This is a genomic window from Zavarzinella sp., assembly GCA_041399155.1.
Classification (GTDB): domain Bacteria; phylum Planctomycetota; class Planctomycetia; order Gemmatales; family Gemmataceae; genus JAWKTI01.
Genome location: JAWKTI010000001.1, coordinates 640,563 through 664,978, shown reverse-complemented (window position 1 = coordinate 664,978; position 24,416 = coordinate 640,563). Strand labels below are relative to the sequence as shown.

Genomic DNA, 24,416 nt, shown 5'->3' with positions numbered 1-24,416 from the left:
ATCGTGCACAATCAATGACTTTGAGTTTGAGTTTGATTGGCTAACAAAAATCATACCAATGCATGATTCATTTGAACTATTGCATTCAAGTGATACTGTTGGGGATTATCCATCACCATTGTTGAAAACTGAATGCGTAATTCCTAGATTAGATCGTTCCAGTATAACTGCTCCCAGGTTGTCTTCACATAACTTGCTGGGTCGATTAGAATGCAAATATAATGAATGGCATTATTTTTATGCTGATATGTATTCCGATAGTAGCTTAATAGTGGCTATAATTTGGGAAAATGAAACAGATGCACCAATAATCGCAATCGATGGAGATCATTTGCGGAAAGCAAGGAAAATGCCAAAATTCAAGAAAAATGACGTTTTATCTTTCGAATTTATTCAGCTTTCTTCGAATTCGTTAGTTGCAAGCACATGATTTATCATATAGATTAAATCCGCCTTCAAATCTGTTCTTTGACAACTCGAAACCTAATCACTCAGCTTAATGTTCAGTGCGATACACCTTTGCGGACGCCTACTGGCAGTATGAGAGCTGATGAGATTGCTATCGGCGATCTGTTGCTTTCGCAAGACGAATTCGATCCGAACGGCGGCATTGAAGCAAAAGCGGTTGAAGAAGTATTCATTCACGTTGCACCGATTCTTAATCTGCATGTGGGTGGCAGGATCATCTGCACCACAGCCGAGCATCCGTTTTATGAGAAAGACCAGGTGTGGGTGCCCGCGAAGTTTCTGCAGCCCGGGGATCTGCTACAGTCGGAGGAACAACAGTATCTGCCTGTCGAAGGCGTGGCCGATAGTGGCGAAGTCGAAACGGTTTATAACTTCCGCATCAGCGACTACCACACCTACTTCGTCGGCGACCCCACCCTGGGGCTGGAGCGCCTGGGCCCACAATCAATGCGCTACAGCAAAACTGGGCATACAGGCGAGCGGGCTGCCCGCGCAGTATTGCGGAAAGGTGGACACAAAATACTTGGTTCGTTACAGAACAATAGTGGCCACGGAATCGATTTGGTTACAAAAAAGAATGGCAAATACTACTTTTGGGAAGCAAAAGGCTCAACCGCCAATAATTTTTCACTTAGTCGGCACAAGCAAAAGGTCGACAATATTTTGTAACAAGCAGGTTGAACCGAGCACTGACTGAAACATATGACACCAGGCGAAAAGAAACTGGCTGGTGAGCTGTTAAAGGCAATTGAACTTAATAATGGGCATGTTAGAGGTGGTATCATACACGTAGGGAATATTGGATCAGGAACGGGCTGGCATCCCCCACTTTCAATGCCGAAGAGTACTTACGTAAGTTTTAAGCTTTGGCGACACTAGGACAAATTATACAATGAACAACAAGACCCCGAAGTATCGAAACAAGAACTGGATTAAATCAAAGCTTCCTGATTTATATAGACTTGCCACTGATTCTGAAATGCATGAATACTACTTGGAGAAAATCAAGGAATCATGTACTCTTTCTTTGCAAAATAAGACATACCGTCAGGTCTATGGTGTGATTGAACTGCATGTGAATTGCATTGCAGTAGCATTTCTAAACAAAGGTGCACATGAAGTATTATCTGGAAATCAATCTGGATGGAAATCGTTGCAACAAGGCTTAACGATCCGGGCTTGGGCCGCTAAATTGCATGCAACATACACGATGTTAGACAAGCAATACAAAAACAGGGCAGTCATTTTTGCTGAATTGTATCCTCATGCTCTTTGCCAAGCAGCAGCAATGGGATATGATTCATTTGCAATCCCTTACGCCAAACTAGCAATCGAGAATTTTTATTTAACGAAAGGGGGTGATGAAGTTTGGTTTTATACAATGCCGTTTTTTCCATTCGTCTTAAAACTTTTTGGCAAATGGTTAGGTGTTGAAATTGACTTGCGTTCGGACATCAAAAATCCTCTAGGTGGTTATCAGGTAATCTTTGACCATTGGGATTATCCTGAATTGCTTGCCGAGGATATTTTAAGCATTTGTGATCTCCATTGCAAAGAAAGTGTTGAACGAGGAGCATATCCAGCATTCTTGTTCGCACCTTATACGGTATTCCCTGTCGAAATAATGGCACTGTATCGAATCAGGAAAGAGCTTGGTTTGGAAACCCCAGTTGTTGACCATCAATTACTTCAAAATCAGCTGAACTTTCCACCACCAATTTTTGAAGAGATACCCGAAAATGAAATACCAGATATTCAAGTTGCGATAGAAAGATACAAACATGATTTTCCAGAACCGATTGTTGGTTGGTAATTCGGCTTTTGGGAAAGTCGCTGTTCTTTGACAACTTGAACACCTACAAGTCAAGCACAACTCAGCCAATTGGGTTGCGGGCGATACGCCTTTGTGAACGCCTACTGACAGTATGAGGGCTGATGAGATTGCTCTTGGCGATCTGTTGCTTTCGCAAGACGAATTCGATCCGAACGGCGGCATTGAAGCAAAAGCTGTTGAAGAAGTATTCATTCGCGTTGCCCCAATCCTAATCTACATGTGGGTGGCAGGATCATCCGCACCACGGCCGAGCATCCGTTTTATGTGAAAGATCAGGGCTGGATTCCCTCGAAGTTCCTGCAGCCAGGCGACCTGCTACAGTCTGAGGATCAACAGTATCTGCCTGTCGTACAGTCGGGACTCCCCTTCTGCAACATTCAGATCAAAGATGTACATCTGCAAACCAAATTCCCCACCTGTAACGACACTTTCTGGCAAATCAAGCCAGTGGGGTGATATCAATTTTGCAAAAATTCACAAAAAAGTGTGATTCGACGCAACTTGTTACTGAATAAGCAGTTGCGACAGAAATCTTTCACCAGAAATCGTCCCAGCGAGAGAAAAATGTCAAATTTGTCAGACTCGAGGATATATTATATGTGCGTGGAAATAATTCCATGCTTTGGATTTGATCTATAGCACCGCTACACATGTGTCGCTATGTGGTGAAGTGCCCCAGAAACTGAAAATGTCTTTGTGACCCGCCAGCATTCGCCTCGGTTTGGCTTTTGTCTTCATCGCCCACAATGACCTGACTGGAAGATGAAGATTGCGAAGAAACTGTGTGTTTTTCTTCCCTGGCGGAACGTATCTGGTTTTTGGGTGTTTAAACCATTACTCTTTATTTCCCGAGGAACAGGCTATGCTCCACAGTATCCGTCGCTCACTCATTGCTTTGCTCCTGCTCGCCATATATGGGCACTCTTTTGCCGCAGATAAGCCGAACGTGGTTTACATCCTGTCGGACGATGTGGGCTGGGGAGACCTCAGCGTCCACGGTGGGGGTGTACCGACACCGAATATCGATAAGCTGTTCCGCCGGGGCTTGGAGTTAACCCAATTCATGGGTTGGTGCGTCTGCTCGCCCACTCGTGCGATGTTTCTCACTGGCCGCCACCCGATTCGTGTGGGCACTGGCCCGGAAGTGGGAGGTGAACTTGAACTCGAAGAAACCACCATTGCCGAAGGGTTCAAAGCCAATGGCTACCGCACGGGGGTATTCGGTAAATGGCACAACGGCAACGACCCGGACTCGCCTGAGTATCGTGCTGCGTTTGCCGAGGCTTTCAAGAACATGCCGAACAAGAAGCCCAACTTCGGACACGGTGTGAACGCACACGGTTTCGATGAAGCCTGGGTGTATTACGGTGGTGGTGCGGATTACTTTACCCGCAAGACAGTACAGGGTCGTGGGCCCGTTTCCTGGTGGCACAACCTCGAGTTCCGAGAAAAGGATGAAGGCTACACGGACGACCTGGTGACGAAGTATGCCATCGACTTCATCCGAGATAGCAAGGAGAAGCCCTTCTTCTGCTACATTCCGTTTCATATTGCCCATGCCCCGCTTCAGGCGAAGGAAAACGACCTCGCTGCCATCGATGCAAAGCAGGCTGCTAAACTTCCAGCGGCAAACGCGAAAGCAACCGCTGAGAACAAGCGAATCCACGCCGCCATGCTTCAGTCGATGGACAAAAATGTCGCTGCCATCGTGGCGGAGCTAGAAAAGCTGAAGTTGCTCGACAACACCATCTTGGTATTCACCAGCGACAATGGAGCGATGGCCGAAGGCAGCAGCCTGCCACTGCGTGGGCACAAGCACACCATCTACGATGGCGGGGTGCGACTGCCAACAGTGATTCACTGGCCCAAGGGTGGTCTTGTTGGCGGGACGAAGTGGAACGGCCTGTGTGGTGGTCTAGACATGTTCCCAACGCTGATCTCGATGACTGGTTCCACCATGCCGAAGACCCGACCACTTGACGGGAAGGATGTGTGGCCTGCTCTCCGCGATCGCAAGCCCAGCCCAGTGGAAAACTACTACTTCATCTGGCGGGACGAAGACGCACTTCGCACGGACAAGTGGAAGCTGCACCGTTTTTTTGACCGCTTTGAGTTGTACGATATTACCACCGATGAGGTGGAGGCCAGGAACGTTGCAGATGCCCACCCGGACGTGGTGAAGGAACTTACGGCCAGGATGGATGAATGGGCAGACTCGATGGGTATTGCGGTCAGTCATCGACCGGCCCCAGCCAGGTATCACGCCAAACCGGCCCCATCTGGGGAGGTGCTGGCCGTGACGGTGACCATTACCGACAAAGCCAAGCCGAAAGACCGCCTTGCCGTTACTGTGGCGAACTGGGCTGCATCGCAATTCGCTACCGACTGGGTCGAGTTCGACATCGCTTTTTCACCAGGCACTCCGAAGCGGCACCCGTACTTCTCTACGCTGGAAGGGAATAATTCCAAGCCATTCGGCCCACTGTTCAAGCCTGGGACTGCAGCAGACCAGTTCGGCCGCGACCAGAGCACGGGCCCTGGCATCGCTGATGGCAAAAGCACCTGGGAACACCGGATCATTGGCTTGTCGAGCACGGCACCTGGTCCCTTGGGCAAACACGGTGTGGTATTTCCCGGTGGCACCCCGGGCACGTTCACCGTCTACATCGACAATCTCCGCATCCGCCACCTGGACGGGACAACGACACCGTTATGGACCAGCGGCAAAGATACTCGAACCAGCAAGTTTACTGATAGCGAATTGTTCAAAGATCTGAAGATCCGCACCGTCGATGTGAACGATGTGGGTAAGTGACACCTCACAACCTGCTTCTCCGAAGGAAACATGTGCATACCTTGACATTGCTTTTGGCAATCTCGGTCGGCTGCACTTAGGAGATGGTCGGAAAATGGCACTGGGCAACTGGGGACTGAACCCGAAAACCCGGATCGACAAATAAATCAAGCTCAACGACTGCAACAAAACGAGGAGGATTCTGACAATGACAACATTACGAATAGCACTCTTTTTATTTCTGAATCTGGCGAATCTTGCGTACGCGGCAGAGAAGCCAAACATCGTGATGATTTTTGTCGACGACTGGGCCTGGTACGGTACACCCGTGCGGATGGACGACTCCATGCCGAATTCCCAGATGCCGATCCTAAGCATGCCGAACCTCGAAAAAATGGCCCGTGACGGTATGAAGTTTCGAAACGCTTACGCCGGTGCACCACAGTGCTCGCCTTCTCGAGTCTGTCTGCAAACTGGCCGATCTGCGGCTCGGAACGGATTCACGGTATTTATGACCCCGCCAAAAGGCGATGCGATCTTCGATACCAACAAAACGTATTCACAGTTCCCCGTTATTCCATGCACCTCGGATGCCACGATCGACAAAGATGCAATCACGATCCCGGAGGCACTCAAGCCCCTGGGTTATGTTTCTGCGCATTTCGGCAAATGGCACATGCGTGGAAACCCCGAGGATGAAGGCTATGCTGCGCATGACGGCGATACATCAAATAAGCCTGGAAATGAAAATCTCCCCGGCGACCCCAAATTGATGTTCAGTGTCACAAAGAGATCGCTCGAATTCATCGAATCTCAATCGAAAGTTGGTAAACCTTTTTATCTGCAAATCTCGCACTATGCAATGCACGAAGGCCGAGATTGCCTGCCTGAAACTCGCGAGAAGTACGCCAAACATCCGACTCTCCAGGCTTACTACAAAACCCAAACTAAGAAACTGTCCCTCAAAAACGACCCCGCGACCTGGCTTGGGATGGGAGAAGACCTCGATGGTCGGATCGGTGCAATTCTGGACAAACTCCAACAGCTCGGCATTCGTGACAACACGTATGTGATCGTAACTGCCGACAATGGCTACCGGCACTCGTTCTTTCCCAATTTGGAGCAACCCTTGCATGCGGCGAAATGGTGGACGTGGCAAGGGGGATTACGTGTGCCCATGATCGTCACAGGCCCTGGCATCAAGGGCGGCTCGGTCTGTAGTGATAATGTGGTGAATTACGATTTCCTTCCCACGTTCGTGGAATGGGCCGGAGGTGATCCCAGGAAACTCAAAGACATCGATGGTGTCAGTCTTGCCGGCATCGTGCGTGGAGACAAAACAGAGTCGACGTTCCGCGACCGTTTCCTCTACTTCCACTATCCGCATTATCGCACCAGTATGCCCCATTCGGCTATCGTTTCGGGCAACCGAAAAGTGATGCATTTCTACGAGGCACCTGATGTTCCCATGTTGTTTGATCTGAGCGACGAACGGGAGGTGAAAAATATCGCCGACCAGTTGCCGGAGGTACATCGGAAATTGCACGATGAGATGATGCGTTATTTCAAGGAGGTCGGTGCAAGGATTCCGAAGCCGAATCCGAACTACGACGCGGCGGTATACTCCCAGGCGAAACAATACGAGATCATCAAACTCTGGGGACCGTTCAAAGGCGAACGTCCTCTCGAATCTGACGAGAAGAAGTGATACTCCGAGTCAGCGGTTCAAGGCAAGGTTACTCGAACCAGCAAGTTTAATGATATCGAGTTGTTCAAAGATCTGAAAGTCCGCACGGTTGATATAAAGGATGTGGTTATAATATTGGAAACCTGTTTTGGAGAGTAAAAATGACCGTGTCTGCCTTAAGTTCTGTTTGGTCTGGACGCTGACCCCTGGTTCTGTGCCAACCCGTTGTGAAATTTCTATCTATCGATTTGCTTGTTAATTGCCTTGTTGGGAGTCTCCATGAATTCAGATTCAACAATCGAACTTGATGACCCTGAGCATAAAACGCCTGCGTCTACTCTTACGGATGAAGCCGCCGCCGCCCCAGAATCAGCATGGTTTTTTGCACTCTTTAAAAGCGCAATGCTCTATCTTGGCATTGTAACAGCTTACTTGACTGCTCTGGTTGGTTTGGTGGCCATCTGGAAGGAGTTCATTGCCCAAAAGGATGAACAGGCAAATCTTGCGATCTATACGATTGCAGGCATCCTCCTGCTCCCGCTCCTTCTCGCATTTTTGTTTAACCTTCTTCCTGCTTCGCGGCGTCGCCGCGAACGTAGTCTGCGTCCGACGGGGCTCGGTAAAACCGGCTATTTTACGACGGCTCCACGTGAGGATGATCCGTACAAGTTTTTTGCCAACGGCTACGAACCGTTTCTACAGTGGGCTGCTTCACCAAAGGCCCCGTTGCTCTATCTCACAGGTTTGTCCGGTGCAGGCAAGTCTTCACTGCTGGGCGCTTATCTCAAGCCACAACTCGCAGCGGAGGGCCTCGAACAAAAGACAATTCTCCTCACGATTCGCAGCTACAACGATCCTTTAGCCTCGCTGAAAGAAGCACTGCTTGTGCTCTGGAAGAAAAAACCCGACGACTATGCAGATCTGACGCCGATGGCTGCTCTGCGTCGTGCGGAACGCCAACTCGCTGCCGATTGCCGGCTTTTGATCGCTTTCGATCAATTTGAAGAGTACTTTCTGCTCCGCGGTAGCGCTGCACGGGGGGAAAATCAACCATTGAATTCGACTGAGACAACCATCATCATCGACGAGTCGACACTCACTCCCATTCGTGATTTTCTCAAAGATTTTCTAACTAATCCCCCCGGGCGAACTACTATTCTTCTTTCTTATCGCGATGACCATCATCGCCTTTTGGCCCCGCTGCAATTGCCCGTCCGGGAAGAGGGGAAGAACTGGATGACGATCGAACCACTCGATTTTGCAACAGCCGCAAAATTTCTGCGATCGTGTCCTGGCCTGAATGTGCCAGAAGAACGCATGAAGCATGTTCTTCATGAAGCTGCACGGCAGGAAGGTAGTCGTGTTGTAATGCGACCGATCGTCGCCAACTTTCTGGGCCTCATCCTCCAACGAATGTCGAATCACCCGCTGCTCTGGCGACGAACCGACGACCTTCTCCGAGGTTATGTGCGTGACTGTTTGGGCGATGAAATTAAAGAAGAACGCGGTCGTGTTCTGCGTGCCTTGCTAACGGATTTTCACACGGCCCGACCTCGTTCCGTCTCGGACATTGCCCAGGAAACAGGTCTCGAAACGACTGCTTTGGATGTGCAACTCGAACAATTCGGCCATGCGGGTCTCGTACGCTGTGTCAGTGCAGATGCCGCCGACCATGGACGACGAGTCTTCCAGATCTCGCACGACTTTCTGGCCACGCTGATCGAGCGGGTGCTCGACGGCATGCATCGAACTTTCTGGCGTATTGTGCGACCTTGGCTCGCTCCCACCACTACAGTCCTTGTGATCGGGCTTGTTTTCATCTTTCCCTGGGTGCAGAAGCAGCGGGCGATCGAACATCTCGCAAATGCGGGTTTCACCTGGAATGAATCGACATCGACAATTACCGTCGGTACAGAAGAAGGCAGAAGCATCAAAAAACTGGATCACCTCAAAGCTGCCTTCCGCAGACTGAAACCACGCAACCTTGATCTCAGCGGTTGCAAGGCGTTGCAAAATGTGCACGGCCTCAAAGGACTTACCTCACTCCAAACCCTTGATCTCAGCAGGCGCGATCGCGATCAGTTTCTCAATGGCCCTCCATTCTTTATGTCGTTACAAAACGTGGACGATCTCAAAGGACTTACCTCACTCCAAACCCTTGATCTCAGTGGTTGCGCTTCGCTGCAAAACGTGGACGGCCTCAATGGACTGACTTCGCTCACAACCCTTGATCTCAGTGGTTGCGCTTCGCTGCAAAACGTGGACGGCCTCAATGGACTTACCTCACTCCAAACCCTGGATCTCAGAGATTGCGAATCGTTGCGAAACGTGGACGGCCTCAAAGAACTGACCTCACTCAGAACCCTTGATCTCAGTGATTGCAGGTCGCTGCAAAACGTGGACGGCCTCAAAGAACTGACCTCGCTCAGAACCTTGGATCTCAGTGATTGCAGGTCGCTGCAAAACGTGGACGGCCTCGAAAAATTCACTTCGCTCACACAACTTGAGCTCAGAGGTTGCAGTAAGTTGCAAAACGTGGAAGGCTTTAGGGGTCTGACCTTGCTCCAAACACTAGATCTCAAGCAGTGCCTTTCGCTGGAAAACGTGAACGGCCTCAATGGTCTGAAGTCATTAAGAAATCTTGATCTCAGTGATTGCAGGTCACTGCAAAACGTGGACGGCCTCAATGGACTTACCTCACTCCAAATCCTGGATCTCAGTGGTTGCGATTCACTGCAAAACGTGAACGGTCTCGAGAAATTGACTGCACTCCAAACCCTGGATCTCAGTGGTTGCGATTCACTGCAAAACGTGAACGGTCTCGAGAAATTGACTGCACTCCAAACCCTGGATCTCAACAATTGCTCGTCGCTGCAAAACGTGGACGGTCTCGAGAAATTGACTTCGCTCCAAACCCTGTATCTCAGCAGTTGCGATTCGTTGCAAAACTTGAACGGCATCGAGAAATTGACTGCACTCCAAACCATTTCTCTCGGTGGTTACACGTCGTTGCAAAACGTGAACGGTCTCGAGAAATTGACTTCGCTCCAAACCCTGTATCTCTACTATTGCGATTCGTTGCAAAACTTGAACGGCATCGAGAAATTGACTGCACTCCAAACCCTGTATCTCAGCAGTTGCGATTCGTTGCAAAACTTGAACGGCATCGAGAAATTGACTGCACTCCAAACCCTGTATCTCAGCGATTGCGATTCGTTGCAAAACTTGAACGGCCTCAAAGGACTTACTTCGCTCCAAACCCTGCATCTCAACGATTGCGATTCGTTGCAAAACTTGAACGGCATCGAGAAATTGACCTCGCTCAGAACCCTGGATCTCAACAATTGCTCGTCGCTGCAAAACGTGGACGTCCTCCAGGGCCTGACTTCGCTCACAACCCTTGACCTCGGCAGTTGCAAGGCGCTGAAAAACTTGAACGGCATCGAGAAATTGACTTCGCTCAGAACCCTGGATCTCAGATATTGCAATTCGCTGCCCAGGGAAAGCTGGGCTACGCTCAAAACTTCGCTGCCGAACACCAAGATAATTTTTCCCTGAGAATCTCAATATGCAATAAAAGCAGGTTTTTGATTACCATGAATGTAAAGGACGTAGGTACGTGATACTGAAAACCTGTTTTGGAGTACGGAAATGGCCGTAACACTCTTTCGCTGGATATCCCACGTTGGATTACTGCTCTATCAGGTAGGTCCGGTTGTACTTTACGCCGCCGAAAAACCGAAGCCCAACATCGTCCTCGTGATGGCCGATGATCAAGGGTGGAACCAAGTCGGGTACAACGGCCATCCCCATTTGAAGACGCCGAATCTCGATGCGATGGCGGCGGCGGGGATCCGCTTCAATCGCTTCTATGCTGCCGCGTCGACCTGTTCCCCCACGCGGGCATCCGTCCTGACGGGACGAACTCCCCAGCGAACTGGAGTACCTGCGATTGGCAATCGACTGTGCCTGCAGGAGAAAACCCTGCCACAGGCACTCAAGAAAGCAGGCTATGTCACCGCTCACTTTGGCAAGTGGCACCTGAATGGCGTCGAAGGCAACGGAATGCCTGTTCTGGGCGACGACCCGAACCACCCAGGGCACTACGGTTTCGATGAGTGGCTCTCTACCACCAACTATTTCGATATGGATCCGTTGATGGGGCGAAATGGAAAATTTGTCGCCCTCAAGGGGGACTCTTCCACGGTGATTGTGAACGAAGCCCTCGATTTCATGAAGAAGCAAACCGAGAAGCCGTTCCTCGCGGTAATCTGGTACGGGTCGCCTCACTTCCCCTGGTCCGCCGCCGCTGACGACACCCGTGGGTTGCCCCAGGGAACGAAAGGGAGGCTCGCCAACCACCTTGGAGAGATTGTGGCCCTCGACCGCAGCATCGGGACGTTGCGGAAGGGCCTGCGGGACATGGGCGTTGAGAAAGATACGCTGATCTGGTATTGCAGCGACAATGGCGGACTGCCGGAAGACCCCGATTCGGTGGGCAAACTGCGGGGTCACAAAGGCAGCCTTTACGAAGGCGGGATTCGGGTTCCTGGCATTGTCGAGTGGCCTGGCCGAATCGAGCCAGTTGTCACAGATTTCGCCGCCTCCACGATGGACATTTTCCCCACAGTCGTTGATCTGCTCGGCCTGCCCAAAGACTCGATGCTTGAGGTCCATGATGGTGAGAGTATCCTGCCACTCTTTGACGGTAAAATCCCGAAGAGGACGCACGCCATCCCGTTCACCGCGAAAGGGACCGCCCTGATCGATGGGGATTTCAAACTGGTCAGCATCGGACGAGGGAAGAACCGGCCATGGGAACTATTCGACATTAAGAATGATCCTGGCGAAACCCGAGACTTAGCCACCACGCACCCCGGGCGATACCAAACGATGAAGGTGGAAGCACAGAAGTTAACCCTTTCGGTGGAAGCCAGTGCGGCTGGCAAAGATTACCCAGAAGGACGGGTAATCCAGCCCCAGCGCAGCGAAAGGTGGGTCGAAATGGAAGCGTACAAGAAGCATTTTGAGACGTTCAAAAAACTCAAGCCTGGATTCCGAGTGAAGGAATAGTGGCACAACTTGGATTGGGGGAACTTCGTTGCCATGGTGAAAATCGAAGGAATAACCAATTGGGAAAAATCATGAAAATATCCGCTAGCATTTGGGCACTGCCATTGGTCGTACTCTTCATTTGTTCGGAAGCAGCCGCGGCCGAGAAGCCACCGAACGTGCTGCTGTTGATTGCCGACGACTTAAACACGTGGCTGCTCGGCGACCCCGACCGCTATGCGGGCAAGGTAGTCGCGCCGAACATCAAGAAGCTGGCCGATAGCGGGATTACCTTTTGGAAGGCATACACTGCCAGCCCGGTTTGCTGCCCTTCACGCACGGCGTTCCTGTCTGGTGTTCGGCCGTGGCAGTCCGGGTTATACATGAACGGCCTCAACTCTTCAGGAAGTGCCGCGCTGAACAAGGCCACATCGCTTCCGGGATTGTTTAAGAACGCCGGCTATTTCACGGCATCGTATGGGAAAATCGGCCACGGCTGGAGACTCGGCAATGTGTGGGACGACGATCTCCCCCACAAGCGCGATCCCGCACCGCCCAAGGCACCCTTGCTGCCCTTCACACGCGGAGAACAGGACTGGGGGCCGACGCACTTGACGGAAGAGCAGATGAACGACACCAAAATGGCGGATGCCACCATCGCCCAGTTGCAGAAGAAGCACGACAAACCGTTCCTCGTCGCATGTGGACTGTTCCACCCGCATATGCCGTGGTATGTGCCGCAAAAATACTTCGACATGTTCCCTTTGGAGGATGTGAAGCTCCCACCGATCCTCAAAAACGATCTCGACGACCTTCCGGCAATTGGCCGGGACGTCACGAGTTCGAAAGGTAAGTTCGTGGATCAAGTGATCGCGAACGGCGTTCACAAGCAGGGCGTGCAGGCGTACCTCGCCGCCACTGCCTATGTGGATGCCCAGATGGGTCGCGTTCTGGATGCTCTCGACAAAAGCGACTATCGGGACAATACAATTGTGATCTTCATGAGCGATCACGGCTTCCATCTTGGCGAGAAGCATCACTGGCAGAAAAACACCCTTTGGGAAGAGGCAACCCATTGTAACCTGATGTTCCGTGTGCCAGGCACTACATCATCCAAAACTGTGTGTCAGCGTTTCGTGTCTCTGCAGGACGTCTATCCCACCCTTGCAGAGTTGTGTAACCTGAAGGCCCCTACGTACGTCGAAGGGCGGTCACTGGTGCCACTGCTCAAGAACCCTGAAGCTCCGTGGGAAAGTACAGCCATCACCTCGTGGGGCGATCGGTACGTTTCCATCCGTACAGAGAAGTTCCGTTATATCCGCTACCGCGATGATGAGGAAGAATTGTACGACCACTCGAAAGACCCCCACGAGTGGACGAACCAGATTAAGAACAAGGAATACGCCGCCGAGTTGATACGTCTGCGGTCGATGGTGCCCACATTAAAGGATATGGCACCGAAGCTCAAATCTGGCCGGGCAAAAGGTGACGAATAGCGACCGGAGGGGGCATCGTGGCAACGTTACCCTGGAACCACCAACATCTTGTCCGCATTGCTTTCCTACAAAAATCATATAGTCAACTGGATAACTCTCTCTCCCGAGTCAACCATGAAAACGTTAGTTTTGGAAGAACCGAAAAAGTTTCGAATTCAGCAGACGACGCAGCCTGTCCACCCGGGGCCTGGTGATGCCCTGGTCCGCGTGCACCGCGTGGGCATTTGTGGCACCGATGTCAGTGGGTATCTGGGCAAGATGCCATTCATGACCTACCCGCGAATTATGGGGCATGAACTCGGTGTGGAAGTAATGCAACTGGGCGATGGCGTCTCCCACATTCAGGTGGGGGATCGTTGTTCCGTTGAGCCCTATATCAACTGCGGGCATTGTATGCAGTGCCGCACCGGTAAACCCAATTGCTGCAAGAACCTGCAGGTGCTTGGCGTGCATACCGATGGCGGGATGCGACCATTTGTGATTGTTCCCGCACGAAAGCTGCACCCATCCAGCAAGCTCAGCCTGGCCCAACTGGCACTGGTGGAAACATTGGCGATTGGCTGCCACGCCGTTGATCGTGGGGAATTGCAGCCAAAACAGCAAATCCTGATTGTCGGTGCGGGCCCAATTGGCCTGTCCGTATTGGAATTTGCCCGCGTGGCTGGGGCAGAAATTACCGTGCTGGATATGAACCCGGCCCGGCTGGAATTTTGCCGCACAGTGATGAAGGCCGACCACGTGGTAGAACTGCGGGATCTGCCCACGACGCTGAAAGAGCTGGAATCGATTACTGGTGGGGAGCTGTTTTCGTGCGTCTTTGATGCCACTGGTAACGCGGGGGCGATGGCTACATCATTCCAATACGTAAGTTTCGGTGGCAGAATGATTTACGTCGGAATTGTCTCCACCGACGTGGCCTTGCCCGACCCATTGTTTCACCGACGGGAAATGACCCTGATGGGCACCCGCAACGCACTGCCGGGTGATTTTCCCAGAATCATTCAACTGATTGAAGCGGGCAGAATTGATACCCAGCCCTGGATCAGCCATGAAGTGATTTTTGAGGATGTCCCCAACCGCTTCCCGGACTTAATGAAACCCGACGCCCAGGTTATTAAAGCCATGATCACCGTGGGGGATTAAGGCTTTCTTATTTCAATGGCGATTCGGGTCGGTTTCACTCATTTTTTCTGCGAAATGCACCACAGAAACTGGCTGGTGCGAAGAAAAATCTCCCCATCACTGACTGCCAGCGAGGAATTGCTCCGTTCGCCTTTTCCCATCTTGTTGTGGGCCAGCAGTTCAAACTTGGGGGCTGCTTTGAAGACTACCGTAGAAGCATCCTGACAGACCACGTACAATCGATCACCCGAGACAACTATCGAACTCCAGGTTTTTCCTGCTGGTCGCTGATCTACCTGCCAGACCTCTTTGCCAGTTTTCAATTCGTAACAGTGGGGGACGCCGCTTTCTTCCAGCATGTAAACATAGTCGCCAACGATGGCTCCCGATCCCACCCGCTGTGTGTTGCGTGGGTGGTGCCACAGCCGATTCGCGGTAATATCGCCTGTGCCACCCAGTTTCACCGCCAGTGCGTCTTTGTTGTAGCCAGACATCGCAACGGCGATGCCATGTTTTTCAGAAAACAGTGCGGAGGTATAACAGAGTTCATTCAGGCCATCGCACCGCCAGAGTTCTTTACCGGTTTTCGGATCGTATCCTTTGAAAAACCGCGACATCCCCAGCAATAACTGATCCTTTCCATCCACTTTCGCCACCACCGGGGTGCTCCAGGAACCGGATTGTTCGCCGGTTTCCCAGACTGTTTCGCCAGTGGCCAGTTTCACCGCCAGCAACTTGTTGATTTTGCTATCCGGCCCCAGCCACAAAATTGCGGTGTCGCCATAGATAATGGGAGAGGCGGAATTGCCAAACTGGTGCGTCCACAACCCCAGGTCGGTCCGTTTCCATAACTCCTTGCCGCTGAAATCGTAACAGTACATCCCCGCTGAACCATAACTGACCACCACGTGGCGGCCATCGGTCACTGCCGAAGCAGAGGCATAGAACGTTGGGTTCCAGGCTTTTTCTGTTTCCGCAAATTCAATATCCCGCCGCCAGCGTTCCCTGCCAGTGGTGCGATCGATGCAGATCAGGCCACGCTTACTGCCACCACGGTTGGCTTCAGTCAAAAAAATACTGTTTTCCCAGATAATCGGCGTGGAATTACCAAACTCTTTCAGTGGCATTTTCCAGCGAATATTCTTGTTTGGCCCCCACTCCAATGGCAGGTCGGTTTCCGTTGTATGCCCCTGCCCACCGGGCCCACGCCAGGCAGGCCAGGGACCTGCCATCGCACAAGTGGTGCACAACGTTCCGACGATCAACGCGTAGCAGAGGCGGTTCATGCAAGTCTCCTCATCAATTTTTCATCACTATGTCACGCCGCACGCCACTTTGCAATTAGATTTTTGGTAACATGTGCCATCTACCTGATCTGTTGGAATATACCGCCCTGCGTAACATGGGCGCTTCGCCCATGAGTTTTATCCACGGGCGGGACGCCCGTGCTGCGTCTAACCAAACAAGTCTCTACTGCATGCGTAACATGGGCGTCTCGCCCATGAGTTTTATCCACGGGCGGGACGCCCGTGCTGCGTCTAACCAAACAAGTCTCTACTGCATGCGTAACATGGGCGTCTCGCCCATGAGTTTTATCCACGGGCGGGACGCCCGTGCTGCGTCTAACCAATCAAGTCTCTACTTCACTGCGTAACATGGGCGTCTCGCCCATGAGTTTTTCCCACGGGCGGGACGCACGTGCTACGTTTAACCAATCAAATAAAAACTGAGAAGTCACCAACAGTGTCCGGATTCTAAAATGATCGCAACGAGTACCAGAACGAGCGAGTGAACAAACGTCGCTGGCCAATTTTCATGATGAACATTACCGTTGAATTATTTGGGCCTGCTGAACGCCTGGTGGGGCAACCTGAACTGACGATTGAAGTGGCAGGTAACCCCACTGTGGGGGATATTGTGCAAGAAACCGTGAGAATCTACCCACAATTAGGTTCATTGCTGATTTCCGAAGGTGCTGTCGCAAAATCGGTGCTGCTATGTGTCAATAATATCCAGGTTGATGCCAAAGAATTCTGGCCTGCAACACCTGGCACAAAGTTGCAAATCATTCCACCTGTCTCTGGTGGCTGCTAAGTCTTTGCACTCGCTAACTGGTGGGATATTTCCAGTTTCTGTTCAGAGGGAGTGTTGACGAAGTGAATGTAAAGTTTCGCTGGTGAATTACTGTTTTCCGGATTGTCAATTGTGATTTCCCCTTCTCCACCATAAGGCGATACGTAATTGGGGCCATGCTCATTGCAGGAACTAAATCTTTGATAACTAATTGATCATCTTCAATGTCGAATGTAAGATTTGTCAAAGAATTACTAAATCCTTGAATTTTCTGGTTGTTCTGCAGTGAAGGCGCCAGAAATCGCAGCCCCAGTTGGGCACAGACCATCGACATCGCAATGCTGGTGGAGCCACTACTGGCTTCCACAACCACCGAATCGGTGCGTAAAATCCCTTTGCGATACGCTTTCCCCAGGATGAAACGTGCAATCCGATCCTTGGTGGACCCACTTGTATTAAGAAATTCTAATTTGCACCACACGGGAAAGTCGTCTGGGGGCAAAACAATCCCCACCAGTGGCGTGGGGGGAATACAAACCAGCGTACGCTGTGCTACCTTGATCACCAGCAGATTCTCACAATCAATTAATGTTTACTGATTTAGTAGACATTGTAGGGATTTGCTGTTTTCTGTCGAAGGGTGGGTGAAATCTGTTCCCACGATTCAGTTGCTTTTCCCCACTTGATGAACAGAATAACTTCCTACGCTGGGTACCATCCATGAACGACATGTTACTGGCTCAGGCCGATCAGATTCTCGACAAAGCACGTGGGATCGAACAATACTGGCTACCGATCGCTATTGGCGTGGGGCTGTTGGTGGTGCTGATCGTGCTTCGCGGCATCGCACGTAAGAACAAGAAAATTCCAGACTTACAGCGAAATCTACACGAAGATCTCTCGAGCTTTCCACCCCCACCTGCCGGAGAGGTTTCCGAACTGTTTGCCGATGGGGTGCCAGTACGAATTCGACTGATTATCATCGCACCGGTAGGGCAACGTCCCAAGCCAATCCGGGCGGATCAGGCAGAAGACCTCTTAGACGATGTGCTGCGTGGGATTTCGCGGCAGATTGCTGCCGACAATCCGCGTATTGTCATCTGGCCCCCACAAATGAGCCTGCAGGGCTTCGCAGCCACTTTTCATCGGTTGGTGCCCAATCCTGATGGTGCCCAGAAAAAATCCCGCTGGCTGAAAATGGCAGGCCCCGCCAAGACGCACAGTCAGCCGATCCTGCTGGGGCTGGCACTGCTGGCACCTGAAGAAGTGAAAAAGCTGGAACTGCACCTCGACACGCCCGACTGGGCCCAGGTGCTGCAAATCCGCCGCACCTGAACCTGGTTTCTTTGGAACTTCTCTCGCCAGGCTGTACAATTTACTCATGTTTGATGTGCAGCATTTATTAGAAACCGTTTATCCGAAAATTCAGCCACCCATCATTATTGTGGGTGGTTCTCCGCGTGTGGCTGCGGAATGTGCGCTTGTTGTTGCAGACTTCCCCACGGTCTGTTTTCAGATGGATGTGCACCAGGCAGAACGGCTGGAACGGGAACTGGCCGAAGTGGGGCTAAGCACCGAAGTGCGGGTCACGGCAGACATCTGGGATTTGCCCAACCACTTCCAGACCGCCATTGTGCCAATTCAATCCCACGGCGAGCGGGAATTGAAACTGGATCTGATGGAACAGACTTACCACGTGCTGCAGCCGAAAGGGCTATGTATTACCGTTTCGGAATATACCAAGGATTCTTTGCTGCCGAAAGTACACAAAAAACTGTATGGCAAATGCAGCGAAGCCCCCGCCAACAAGAAAGGCAGCATCTTCTGGAGTGTCCGCACAGATGACCGCCCACGTCGGCGGCACGAAATGACCTTTCGGGCACGCATTGGTGATATACCCTCACGGGAATTTGTGTCCCGCCCGGGGGTGTTCTGCTACGGCAGTTTCGATGATGGTGCCCGTGCCCTGCTGGAATGTGCCGATATCCGCCCCAACGAAACCATTCTCGATCTGGGCTGTGGAGTGGGTGCGGTGGGCATTCTGGCAGCAGAACGCACCGGTTTGGACGCACCGATTACGTTTGTGGATAGTAACGCCCGTGCCATTGCCCTGACCGAACTGAATGCCAAAGCGAATGGCCTGACCAACTACACCACGATCCTTTCTGCCCGCATGGCCGATCTGGAAGAAGGTCATTTCGATGTGATTCTGGCCAACCCACCTTATTATGCGGCCAGCAGCATCGCCGAACTGTTCGTCCGGAAATCAAAAGCCCTCTTGAAATCAGGTGGGCGATTTTATCTGGTGACCAAGCAGGTGAATACGTTGGCCCCACTGGTGATGGAAGCGTTCGGCGACGCCATTGTGATGGAGACCCGTGGCTACCACGTGATCCAGGGCGACCGCATAATGGAATCAGAAAGATGAGAAGCCACTCATTAACTTCGATCTGACCAAGAAGTCATCGGCAAACTGGCAGGAGCAAATTATGAAAAGAAAATTTTGCATCACTGCCGCGGGTGTATTGGGTTTTATGCTTGGCTTTGCCCTTGGCCCCACAATTTTTCTCATTCTCGCTCTCAGTGATTATTTGTTTCGTGGCTGGAATTGGCAGGATTTCAGTGATATTCCATGGCATGAACAGGTGCTGATCTCGGGCATCGTTGCAATTAATTGTTCTCTGGGTGCAATGCTTGTCGCGTGGAAAAATTACAGACGCAGACTGCCAATAACGATCCTGCCAGCAATAATCCTGCTGCTGTTTTGTGCCGTTGGAATCATCGATCGATATACGCGATTCCTTAACTACTTCAGTATCGGGCTGACTTTAGCTGTTGTCATCTTGACCGCAGGACGACTCGGCCAATACATCGGCAGGCTCTTTTACCGTGAAAAAATAATTCTTAAAACGGAATGTAACAATTCTGAAGACAACAATTTGGTTCTCGTGTCCGAAGAATGAGAAAATTCTCATTTCAATGTCTTGCTCCGCTGTATTTGGTATTTCAGCCACCCAGGTGCGAAGCACCAACGTCAGCAAACCGCGCTGTGCAACTGGGCACTTTCACCTATTGTCAGGTGCGACAAAGCCAGGAAAATGAATGAGTTTTCATTAATCAATTCTTTTCCTGAACTGGTTCATGCTTTCTTTTCCATCAATTTGGTAACGTGGCATATTGCCCACCTGGGCCGTAGAATAGCCACGTGGTGCAGAGCAGAAGACGCACCGCACCGAACGCCAGCCAAGGATCGATGCGACAATGAAAGCCGGGATTGTGGGATTGCCCAACGTAGGGAAAAGTACACTGTTTAATGCATTAACCAGCTCGAAAGCGGCACAAAGTGCCAACTATCCTTTTTGCACCATCGAACCAAACGAAGGGATTGTCAGCGTTCCAGACGACCGGCTGAAACGGATCTGCCAGTACATTGTGCCGCAAAAAATCATCCCCACCGCACTGACATTGGTTGATATCGCCGGAATTGTGAAAGGTGCCAGTGAAGGGCAGGGCCTGGGGAACAAATTCCTCAGCCATATTCGCGAAGTGGATGCCATCCTGCAGGTGGTACGCTGCTTCGAAGATCCCAACGTGGTGCATGTGGCGGGTGAGGTTAACCCGCTGTCGGATATTGAGACAATTGAAATCGAACTGATGCTGGCCGACATCCAGACTCTGGAAAACGCCCTCCCACGTGCCGAACGTGCGGCAAAGGGTGGCGACAAAGAAGCCAAAATGCGGGTCGATGTGATCAAGGTATGTCAGGCACAACTGGCCAAGGAAGAGCCACTGCGAAAGCTGACGTTTGATGAAGCGGAACGCAAAGCCGTTTCCAGCTATGGTCTGATGACCGCCAAGCCGATTCTGTATGTTGCCAACGTCGATGAAAATGATCTGCAAGGCACCGGCCCACTGGTGCAGCAGTTGCGGCAATTTGCAGAAAAGGTGGGGGCATCGGTCGTCCCTGTTTGTGCCAAACTGGAAGCAGAACTGGCAGAACTGGATGAAGCAGACCGTGCGGAAATGCTTGCGTCTGTGGGACTTAGCGAACCGGTGCTGCCGAAACTGGCACGCGAGGCATACCGAGTGCTTGGCCTGCAAAGCTACTTCACAGCGGGTGAAAAAGAAGTGCGTGCCTGGACCATTCCGGTGGGAGCCACCGCACCCCAGGCAGCTGGCGTGATCCACACCGACTTTGAAAAAGGCTTCATCCGAGCGGAAATTTATTCGCTGGAAGACCTGGAAACATACAAAAGCGAACGTGAAATCCGCCAGGCTGGGAAACTTCGCACGGAAGGAAAAGGATACATCATGCAGGACGGCGACATCTGTCACTTCCTGTTTAACCGGTGATCTGAGTACATAACGGTACTGGAAACCAATCATCCGGTCCGCGCAAGGTGGCAGCGACATCCTGTCGCTGAATTAACATGAACACCAGCTAGAAGCAGGTGCCACTTTGCGCAGTTACTGATTCGAAGCCTGAGTGTCAGATTCTGGAATCGTCGACCAAGTGCTTGCTGGTTTCAGTCGATCTGCTTCGGTTGGCATCTTTCCGGTGGGAATTGCTATCCTGAATAGAGAACTTGAGTTGATAGTGGATTTATGCAGCAATTACCCCACCGCAGTGCCTTTGCTCTCCTGATTCTTCGCTTCGCAGGCATTTTTGCCCTTTGCTATGCTGGTTGGATCAGCGTGGAGGACATGTTTAATGAACGGGCACGCCTGACCACGAAAAAAATCTTTTCCAAGCCGGCTGCGTTTACCAACGATCACTTTTCTGCCACCTGGATTCTGACTGGGCCGAATGGTGAACGTCCGTTTCGCTGGTTGGTGCTGTTGAGCAGCGGCCTGCTGGCATGGCGAACCACTCACCGCTTTGGGACGGACAGCCCACGTACGCGGATGCAAAGCATTGCAGTGTGCCTCCTATTCAGTGGGTTATACCTGTTCAGTGCGGTGCAACATTACCACCGGCTGGAGTATTCCCCCGCAGTGGTGTGGGCAACGCTGGCACTAGTGGGGTTTGTATATCCCTGTATTATGTTATTGCGCGATCGTAATACATGGCCCCCACAACCAGCTGTTGAAAAAGTGAATCTGGGAAAACCACAGAAGTTGGGTGGTATTGGCTGGATGATTTACGGTGCCGTCATGCTGGTGGTGGCCATCAATTTGTTAGCACAAAGTATTACCTACAGCCCCAAGCAGCAGACCTGGCTGATCCACCGCACCATGCACCTGGAAACCAAAATTGAAACCCTGCAGATTTCACTGCGGGAATCACTGGAAGTTTCTGACCAGCTTCACCTGACAGCGGGGGTGGCACTGAAGCCACTGCTCCTGACAGGGGTGCTGGGGTTGATTTTGCTGTTCTGGGGATGGCAGATGGTGCGTGGCACCGTCCAGAACCCACGATTGCGGGCGTTGGGTGTCATCATTCTGACTTTCGCGTTGTGCATTGGTCATGTCGCACTGATTCCGTTTGCCATGCCCTATTTTGCCGCCATTCCATCGGTCATCTTCCCATGGATGGCCCTGTTATTGCTGCCCAGTTTTCTGTTATTTACCGGCAAAAAGTAAAGGGGATGCCATGATTCGCATCGGCATATTAACCATTTCTGATCGTGCCAGTGCCGGCATTTATGAAGACAAAAGTGGCCCCGCCATCATTACTTGCCTGCAGGAATACCTGCTTTCCACGTGGGAACCGGTGCACCGCATTATTCCGGATGAACAACCACTCATCGAACAGCATCTGCAGGAACTCTGCGATCTGGAACACTGCTGTCTGGTCGTAACTACCGGCGGAACAGGTCCGGCGAAACGCGATGTCACCCCGGAAGCCACAGAAGCAGTATGCAATCGCATGATGCCAGGTTTTGGCGAATTGATGCGGGCTGAATCGCTGAAGGTAGTACCCACCGCAATTCTGTCACGCCAGACGGCAGGAATCCGGGGGAATAGTTTAATTGTGAATCTGCCAGGTAAACCTGCCGCCATCCGCGATTGTCTGCAGGCAATTTTTCCCGCCGTGCCATACTGTATCGACCTGATCGAAGGGCCATTTCTGGAAGTAAACCCCCAGGTAATCCAGGCCTTCCGACCCAAAAGCAGCTAAGGCATCATCAAAGGTCCAATTTCAGTTCGCGATTATTGCATGAAATCGATGGCAGTACATCCCGGCATGGAAGATCATTGCAAACTGCAGGACAATTACCTTGCTCCTCTCATGCGGAGAGGTGTAGCGAAGCCGGGATGAGGGCAATATGTGAAGGCATAGATTCCCGCCTTCGCGGGAATGACGATTCTGGTGAGCATCAGCTTATTGGTTGTACTTCGATGATTTTTGTGCATTGCCCCGCGTGCGCAAAGCCATGCTTCCACGTTTTAGAGCAGGTTTTGAGTAATTGTGATCATGGCTGTTTAAGGCTTATTGCCTTTTGGCCCAGAAGGGGCCATTCTGTCAGCCCAGGGTGAGCGAAGCGAGCCCTGGGAAAAGAATTTACCATAGCCGCGGCACTGTAAGGGCCGTTCAAAATGGGTCTGTGTTCTGATTAAATCTGTTAGGTTCATCGCTTCGGATTTGAACGGCCCCTACAGGGCCGAAGATTTTTTGTACCAGTTACCCAGGGCTCGCTTCGCTCACCCTGGGCTGACAGAATGGCCCCTTCTGGGCCAAAGAGTGTTTCTTATCCAGCCAGCTCAATTCATGGAATTCAAGTAGTGAACAACAGCATGTAATATTTGTCGCCAATAGAAGATCAGTCAAATTGAACCCCGACTTCGCTTTTCCTCGCAGGAGAGGTTTAAAAGCAGGCAGACAAGATTCGATTGATTTTTTATCCCACTCGGACCGTCCGTACTTTGGACTGATATAAAAACGACCTATCAATGAGAGGACACTCCATGAAATCACTTTTTGTCGCACCCTGCCTGCTCGCCATTTGTTTCTTTGGTAACACCGTGCCTTGCTTTAGCCAGACCGAATTGAAGGCCCACGCAGCCATTGTCCATTCGCTGGCACTTTCGAAAGATGGTAAATTGCTCGCTTCGGCTGGCTTTGATAAAGAGGTCAAGCTCTTTGACGTGGGGGAAGGCAAAATCACTGATAAGAAGATCTTGACCGGCCACACCGCACCTGTTTATTCGGTTGCCTTCACCAATGACGGGACATTGCTGGCTAGTTCCAGCCTCGATAAAACTGTGCGACTGTGGGAAGTTGCCACTGGAATGTTGAAACTCGAACTGAAAGGCTTCACCGATGCCGTGGATGTGGTCTGTTTTTCGCCAGACCAGAAAATTATTGCGACTGGGGCAGGAAATGTCGAAAAATCGGTGCGGCTCTGGAACGTTGCTGATGGCAAAGAAATCAAAAATCTGGGTGCCCACGGTGGCTCGGTTTATGCGTTAGCCTTTACCAGCGATGGTAAAATCCTGGCTTCCAGCGGTGCAGACAACCTGATTAAACTGTGGGATGTTCCTGGCCAGAAACTGCTGAAAGACTTGAAAGGCCATGAACTGGGTGTGACCGGAATCGCCTGGTTGACTGATACCACATTAATTTCGGCCAGTCAGGACCGCACAATCCGGCAGTGGGATACCACGATGGGCAAAGAAATCAAAAAAAGTGGCCCCACTCCTGATGATCTGTTTGGAATTTCGCTGGATTCTTCCCGCAAAACAGTTGCGACAATTGGCTATTCCGGGCTGGTTTCCCAGTGGGATCTTGCAGGCGCGATGCCAATCATGTCCCACCGCATCAAATCACCTGGTTATGCCGTGGTCATCAGCCCGGACGGCCAATGGATTTACAGTGGGCACGATAATGGCACCATCCATGCCACTAAACGGAAGTAAAATTCAACAAATAGCAACAATATTGCTCGT

General features: G+C 51.3%; 18 protein-coding genes. 16 read left to right on the top strand and 2 right to left on the bottom strand.

The window, feature by feature from the left end; all coding sequences use genetic code 11:
- Positions 1-468: 468 nt before the first annotated feature.
- From R3B84_02795 to R3B84_02760, 8 genes are all read left to right on the top strand, one after another.
- Positions 469-1,137 (top strand): polymorphic toxin-type HINT domain-containing protein, encoded by a 669-nt coding sequence (locus R3B84_02795; GenBank protein ID MEZ6139477.1) that lies wholly within the window; start codon positions 469-471, stop codon positions 1,135-1,137.
- A 223-nt stretch (positions 1,138-1,360) separates the two neighbouring features.
- On the top strand, positions 1,361-2,281 hold the full coding sequence (locus R3B84_02790; GenBank protein MEZ6139476.1) for a hypothetical protein: 921 nt from the start codon (positions 1,361-1,363) through the stop codon (positions 2,279-2,281).
- A gap of 883 nt (positions 2,282-3,164) precedes the next feature.
- The gene (locus R3B84_02785) at positions 3,165-5,117 is read left to right on the top strand and encodes a sulfatase-like hydrolase/transferase (protein ID MEZ6139475.1); all 1,953 of its coding nucleotides are present in this window, start codon (positions 3,165-3,167) and stop codon (positions 5,115-5,117) included.
- Positions 5,118-5,304: 187 nt separating this feature from the next.
- The gene (locus R3B84_02780) at positions 5,305-6,804 is read left to right on the top strand and encodes a sulfatase (GenBank protein ID MEZ6139474.1); all 1,500 of its coding nucleotides are present in this window, start codon (positions 5,305-5,307) and stop codon (positions 6,802-6,804) included.
- Between the two features lie 258 nt (positions 6,805-7,062).
- Positions 7,063-10,341 (top strand): leucine-rich repeat domain-containing protein, encoded by a 3,279-nt coding sequence (locus R3B84_02775; protein ID MEZ6139473.1) that lies wholly within the window; start codon positions 7,063-7,065, stop codon positions 10,339-10,341.
- Between the two features lie 93 nt (positions 10,342-10,434).
- Positions 10,435-11,856, top strand: a complete 1,422-nt coding sequence (locus R3B84_02770; protein ID MEZ6139472.1) for a sulfatase-like hydrolase/transferase — start codon at positions 10,435-10,437, stop codon at positions 11,854-11,856.
- Positions 11,857-11,927: 71 nt separating this feature from the next.
- Entirely contained in the window at positions 11,928-13,331 is a 1,404-nt protein-coding gene (locus R3B84_02765) for a sulfatase (protein ID MEZ6139471.1), read from the top strand.
- Positions 13,332-13,445: 114 nt separating this feature from the next.
- A complete protein-coding gene (locus R3B84_02760; GenBank protein MEZ6139470.1) occupies positions 13,446-14,474 on the top strand; it encodes a zinc-binding alcohol dehydrogenase family protein in 1,029 nt (342 codons plus the stop codon).
- A 38-nt stretch (positions 14,475-14,512) separates the two neighbouring features.
- Here R3B84_02760 and R3B84_02755 read toward each other — a convergent pair whose 3' ends face one another.
- The gene (locus R3B84_02755) at positions 14,513-15,739 is read right to left on the bottom strand and encodes a PQQ-binding-like beta-propeller repeat protein (GenBank protein MEZ6139469.1); all 1,227 of its coding nucleotides are present in this window, start codon (positions 15,737-15,739) and stop codon (positions 14,513-14,515) included.
- 529 nt (positions 15,740-16,268) lie between these two features.
- On the opposite strand from R3B84_02755, the gene R3B84_02750 reads away from it, so the two are divergent.
- Positions 16,269-16,547 carry a MoaD/ThiS family protein gene (locus tag R3B84_02750; GenBank protein ID MEZ6139468.1) on the top strand — a complete coding sequence of 93 codons (279 nt, stop codon included), beginning with the start codon at positions 16,269-16,271 and terminating at the stop codon, positions 16,545-16,547.
- Between the two features lie 13 nt (positions 16,548-16,560).
- Here R3B84_02750 and R3B84_02745 read toward each other — a convergent pair whose 3' ends face one another.
- On the bottom strand, positions 16,561-17,091 hold the full coding sequence (locus R3B84_02745; protein ID MEZ6139467.1) for a pyridoxal-phosphate dependent enzyme: 531 nt from the start codon (positions 17,089-17,091) through the stop codon (positions 16,561-16,563).
- Positions 17,092-17,246: 155 nt separating this feature from the next.
- Between R3B84_02745 and R3B84_02740 the strand changes: the two genes are divergently transcribed.
- From R3B84_02740 to R3B84_02710, 7 genes are all read left to right on the top strand, one after another.
- Positions 17,247-17,861, top strand: coding sequence for a hypothetical protein (locus R3B84_02740; GenBank protein MEZ6139466.1), 615 nt, complete (start codon positions 17,247-17,249; stop codon positions 17,859-17,861).
- A gap of 46 nt (positions 17,862-17,907) precedes the next feature.
- Positions 17,908-18,954, top strand: coding sequence for a methyltransferase (locus R3B84_02735; protein ID MEZ6139465.1), 1,047 nt, complete (start codon positions 17,908-17,910; stop codon positions 18,952-18,954).
- Positions 18,955-19,015: 61 nt separating this feature from the next.
- Positions 19,016-19,489: a hypothetical protein gene (locus tag R3B84_02730; GenBank protein MEZ6139464.1), complete on the top strand. Its 474-nt coding sequence runs from the start codon at positions 19,016-19,018 to the stop codon at positions 19,487-19,489.
- Between the two features lie 298 nt (positions 19,490-19,787).
- Positions 19,788-20,879 carry a redox-regulated ATPase YchF gene (gene ychF / locus R3B84_02725; protein MEZ6139463.1) on the top strand — a complete coding sequence of 364 codons (1,092 nt, stop codon included), beginning with the start codon at positions 19,788-19,790 and terminating at the stop codon, positions 20,877-20,879.
- A 252-nt stretch (positions 20,880-21,131) separates the two neighbouring features.
- Positions 21,132-22,109: a hypothetical protein gene (locus R3B84_02720; protein ID MEZ6139462.1), complete on the top strand. Its 978-nt coding sequence runs from the start codon at positions 21,132-21,134 to the stop codon at positions 22,107-22,109.
- 10 nt (positions 22,110-22,119) lie between these two features.
- Positions 22,120-22,647, top strand: coding sequence for a molybdopterin adenylyltransferase (gene mog / locus R3B84_02715; GenBank protein ID MEZ6139461.1), 528 nt, complete (start codon positions 22,120-22,122; stop codon positions 22,645-22,647).
- A gap of 788 nt (positions 22,648-23,435) precedes the next feature.
- Positions 23,436-24,386 (top strand): WD40 repeat domain-containing protein, encoded by a 951-nt coding sequence (locus R3B84_02710; protein ID MEZ6139460.1) that lies wholly within the window; start codon positions 23,436-23,438, stop codon positions 24,384-24,386.
- Positions 24,387-24,416 lie beyond the last annotated feature (30 nt).

Bases quoted from the DNA above. Each gene is read 5' to 3' on its own strand.
- R3B84_02790 (MEZ6139476.1), top strand. From the start codon at position 1,361: ATGAACAACAAGACCCCGAAGTATCGAAACAAGAACTGGATTAAATCA.
- R3B84_02785 (MEZ6139475.1), top strand. From the start codon at position 3,165: ATGCTCCACAGTATCCGTCGCTCACTCATTGCTTTGCTCCTGCTCGCC.
- R3B84_02780 (MEZ6139474.1), top strand. From the start codon at position 5,305: ATGACAACATTACGAATAGCACTCTTTTTATTTCTGAATCTGGCGAAT.
- R3B84_02775 (MEZ6139473.1), top strand. From the start codon at position 7,063: ATGAATTCAGATTCAACAATCGAACTTGATGACCCTGAGCATAAAACG.
- R3B84_02770 (MEZ6139472.1), top strand. From the start codon at position 10,435: ATGGCCGTAACACTCTTTCGCTGGATATCCCACGTTGGATTACTGCTC.
- R3B84_02765 (MEZ6139471.1), top strand. From the start codon at position 11,928: ATGAAAATATCCGCTAGCATTTGGGCACTGCCATTGGTCGTACTCTTC.
- R3B84_02760 (MEZ6139470.1), top strand. From the start codon at position 13,446: ATGAAAACGTTAGTTTTGGAAGAACCGAAAAAGTTTCGAATTCAGCAG.
- R3B84_02755 (MEZ6139469.1), bottom strand. From the start codon at position 15,739: ATGAACCGCCTCTGCTACGCGTTGATCGTCGGAACGTTGTGCACCACT.
- R3B84_02750 (MEZ6139468.1), top strand. From the start codon at position 16,269: ATGATGAACATTACCGTTGAATTATTTGGGCCTGCTGAACGCCTGGTG.
- R3B84_02740 (MEZ6139466.1), top strand. From the start codon at position 17,247: ATGAACGACATGTTACTGGCTCAGGCCGATCAGATTCTCGACAAAGCA.
- R3B84_02735 (MEZ6139465.1), top strand. From the start codon at position 17,908: ATGTTTGATGTGCAGCATTTATTAGAAACCGTTTATCCGAAAATTCAG.
- R3B84_02730 (MEZ6139464.1), top strand. From the start codon at position 19,016: ATGAAAAGAAAATTTTGCATCACTGCCGCGGGTGTATTGGGTTTTATG.
- ychF (MEZ6139463.1), top strand. From the start codon at position 19,788: ATGAAAGCCGGGATTGTGGGATTGCCCAACGTAGGGAAAAGTACACTG.
- R3B84_02720 (MEZ6139462.1), top strand. From the start codon at position 21,132: ATGCAGCAATTACCCCACCGCAGTGCCTTTGCTCTCCTGATTCTTCGC.
- mog (MEZ6139461.1), top strand. From the start codon at position 22,120: ATGATTCGCATCGGCATATTAACCATTTCTGATCGTGCCAGTGCCGGC.
- R3B84_02710 (MEZ6139460.1), top strand. From the start codon at position 23,436: ATGAAATCACTTTTTGTCGCACCCTGCCTGCTCGCCATTTGTTTCTTT.